This window comes from Mesorhizobium sp. M7A.F.Ca.CA.003.01.2.1, from assembly GCF_003998945.1.
In the GTDB taxonomy this organism is placed as follows: domain Bacteria; phylum Pseudomonadota; class Alphaproteobacteria; order Rhizobiales; family Rhizobiaceae; genus Mesorhizobium; species Mesorhizobium ciceri.
On sequence record NZ_RZRA01000669.1, the window covers coordinates 1 to 3254 of the forward strand.

The 3254-nt window shown below is 62.3% G+C and carries 3 protein-coding genes; 1 reads left to right on the plus strand and 2 read right to left on the minus strand.

Annotation, left to right across the window (positions count from 1 at the left end):
* Positions 1 to 878: extracellular solute-binding protein (locus tag EN969_RS23375; protein ID WP_127419434.1), on the minus strand; the 878-nt coding region annotated here is incomplete at its 3' end.
* Between the two features lie 359 nt (positions 879 to 1237).
* On the minus strand, positions 1238 to 1933 hold the full coding sequence (locus EN969_RS23380) for a TetR/AcrR family transcriptional regulator (RefSeq protein ID WP_013529493.1): 696 nt from the start codon (positions 1931 to 1933) through the stop codon (positions 1238 to 1240).
* A 111-nt stretch (positions 1934 to 2044) separates the two neighbouring features.
* Between EN969_RS23380 and EN969_RS23385 the strand changes: the two genes are divergently transcribed.
* On the plus strand, positions 2045 to 3241 hold the full coding sequence (locus EN969_RS23385; protein WP_063169051.1) for a Tm-1-like ATP-binding domain-containing protein: 1197 nt from the start codon (positions 2045 to 2047) through the stop codon (positions 3239 to 3241).
* The last annotated feature ends 13 nt before the right edge of the window (positions 3242 to 3254 follow it).

The following is a 3254-nucleotide window of genomic DNA, read 5'->3' on the forward strand; positions in this document are numbered from 1 at the left end:
GACGCCTCGTTGATCAACGAGGGGAAGAAGGCGAAGTAGTTCATGCTCATCGCCGCCAGGCCTTCGGTGATGGCCTGGTTGTTCTCGACGAAAAAGGCGTTGGTCCAGCCCGGAGGCGTGAAGCCGAACAGCTTGCGGTAGTTTTCCGCCGCGGCCACCGCCTTGTCCGAGTTGATGATGCCGTCGACCTTGTAGGTGCCGAAGTCGCCGAGCTCACCGCCATACGAGAACAGCGCGTTCTCGAAGCCCATCGCCAGGCCGTCATACTGGTTCTGTGTGTAGATGGCGATGCCGTAGCGGTTCTGGTCGGGCCTGTTGAAGAACTCCGCGATGTCGGTCATTTCCTTGAAGGTCTTCGGAACGGCAAGGTCGTAGCCATACTTGGCCTTGAACGCTTCCATTTCCTTCGGATCCTCGAACCAGTCCTTGCGGTAGGCCCAGCCCACGGCGTCGCCCTCGGCCGGGATCGACCAGTATTTGCCGCTGTTGCCGGGATATTCGGAGTAGAACTTGACCGTCGCCGGAGCCATCTTGTCGAGAACCTTGTTCTCTTTGACGAAGTCGGTGAGGTCGACATAGTGACCGCCCTCGGAGGCGGCACCAAGCCATTGCGAGTCGCCGACGACCAGGTCATAGGCGCTGCCCTTGGCGTTGAACTCGGTAAAGGCCTTGGTCTGGAAGTCGGCCCACGGGGTGGTTTCCACCGTGATCTTGACGCCGGTTTGCTTCTCGTACTCGTTGCCGAGCTCCTGCAGATAGTTTGCGGGATCCCATTCAGCCCAGAAGATGGTGAGTGACTTTTCCTGCGCGTAAACGGACGTTCCGCAGGCAAGCGTTAAGCCGATACCAGCAAGTACGCTGGTCACTAACTTGCGCATAATGATTTCCTCCCTTGTGCGCGTTCTACCTTATCGTGCGAGCCGGCAACGTGGCCGGCCCTGGTAGTTCCTCCCGTGATCGCACCTTTCCGGTTTCGAGCCTCCTCGCCCCGCCGGAAAATGGATCGCAGCCCTCACTTTCGATCCGCTTTTCTGATCCAATCTGGTATTACCAATTTTGCATGCGCGTCAAGCCCTTTCTTGGCAGCTTGACGTGGCCATTTCCATCGGATTACCGCTTTATCTGCCTGTTTTACCAAGATTTTCCTACTCAGTGATATGATCGGGTATTGTCCAATACCCCACCCAACCGCTAAGATCAGTAGTGTGCATGCCAATCTGGTCGAACCAGTTAGGCTCTATTTCACGACTGCCTTCGGATCGAGGCTGCCTCCTTCATCGACCGATTCCGCCACTGCCGCACGCACCAGCGCCCCGGCCGCCCACTGTGCGACCGACATCGTCCGGCGGCTGTCCAGCCCCCAGATATCCTTGAGCACGATCAGCACCTCGACGCCGAAGATAAGCGACAGCGCCTGTGCCAGCCGCTTGAAGTCGCGCGGCGGCAAACGGCCCTTGAGCGGCGCGATCGCATCCTTCAGCAGGTCGATGCGGTGGCCACGCGTAAAGGCGGGCTCACCGCCCAGCGTGCCGGCCTGACGCCGCGCCCATTGATCGAGCGACAGCTTCAGTGCTGCCTTGAACGTAGCCTCGAAGGCCTCGATGCGCGGCATGGCCGTGTCGAACAGCTCGGCGACCCGGCGCTCGGCATCGGCGGAGGTCGATTGCCAGGTGAGGATTGGCCCCAGCCCCTCGTCGACGACGGCCTGCACCAGTGCCGACTGGCTCGGGAAGTAACGATAGGCGGTGGCGCGGGAAACCTCGGCCGCCTCGGCGACCTCGCTGACCGAGGGCGTGACGCCCGCCTGCATCAGCCTTGTTGCCGTCTCCAGCATCAGCCGTTTGGTCCGCGCGCGCGGCCCACGTTCGGGCACTGGGCCGGTTGCCCGTTCAGCCTCGTCGCTCGCAGCGGATTGTTGACGTGAGACATTCATACCAATACGATACGCACGTCTCAAAAATTTGCAATGGCGTCCGCATCGTCGAGTGGCCCGGGCAATGAGCGATGGGGGCGGCATCGCGCCTGCCAGGATTGGGAGAGCGCAATGAAGCGTATCTATGTGGTGGGGACCGCGGACACCAAGGGCGAGGAACTCGCCTTCCTGGCCGATGCAATCACGGCTGCGGGCGCCCTCGTTTGTCGTGTCGATGTCGGAACGCGCGACGCAACCATCCCCGTCGATATCAGCGCGAGGGAAATCGCCGACCATCATCCCGGCGGCAGTGAAACCGTGCTCGGCGGCAATGATCGCGGCGCCGCGGTCGCCGCAATGGGCATCGCCTTCGCCCGCTTTGCCCAATCGCGCAACGACATCGCGGCCATGATCGGCATTGGCGGCGGTGGCGGCACATCGATCGTCACGTCGGGCATGCGCGCCCTGCCGCTCGGCCTGCCCAAGATCATGGTCTCGACGCTCGCCTCCGGCGACACCGCTCCCTACGTCGATGTCTCCGACATCATCATGATGCCTTCTGTGACCGACATGGCCGGACTGAACCGGCTCTCCCGTGTCGTGTTGTACAACGCGGCTCAAGCCATATCAGGCATGGCGGCCAGCCCGGCGCCACCACCCGACGGCAAACCATCGATCGGCCTCACCATGTTCGGCGTCACCACGCCTTGCGTGACCGCCATCGCCGACCAGCTCCGTTCCGGATATGACTGCATGGTCTTCCACGCCACCGGCACTGGCGGCCGCAGCATGGAAAAGCTGGCCGACAGCGGCTTGCTGTCCGGCGTCGTCGACATCACCACGACCGAAGTCTGCGATCTTCTGTTCGGCGGCGTGCTGCCGGCGACGGAGGATCGTTTCGGCGCCGTCGCACGCACGGGGCTGCCCTATGTCGGCTCCGTCGGCGCGCTCGATATGGTGAACTTCTGGGCGCCTTCGACCATCCCGGAGCACTATCGCGACCGGCTGTTCTACGAACACAATCCCAATGTCACGCTGATGCGCACCACGGCGGACGAATGCCGTGCGATCGGCGAGTGGATCGGCACCAGGCTCGCCCGCTGCGGGGGACCGGTGCATTTTCTCATCCCGGAAAAAGGCGTCTCGGCGCTCGACATCGAAGGCGGCGCCTTCTTCGACCCGGAAGCCGACGCCGTTCTGTTCGATGCCATCGAGCGCACCATCAAGCCCAACGGCAAGCGCCGCGTGACGCGCCTGCCGCTGCATATCAACGACCCGGAATTCGCAAAGGCAGCAACAGCGGCCTTCCTCGACATCGCCAGACAGTGAGAGACCTCAAAAA

Excerpts from the sequence above, each read along its gene's own strand:
- EN969_RS23380 (WP_013529493.1), bottom strand. The coding sequence starts at position 1,933 with ATGAATGTCTCACGTCAACAATCCGCTGCGAGCGACGAGGCTGAACGG.
- EN969_RS23385 (WP_063169051.1), top strand. The coding sequence starts at position 2,045 with ATGAAGCGTATCTATGTGGTGGGGACCGCGGACACCAAGGGCGAGGAA.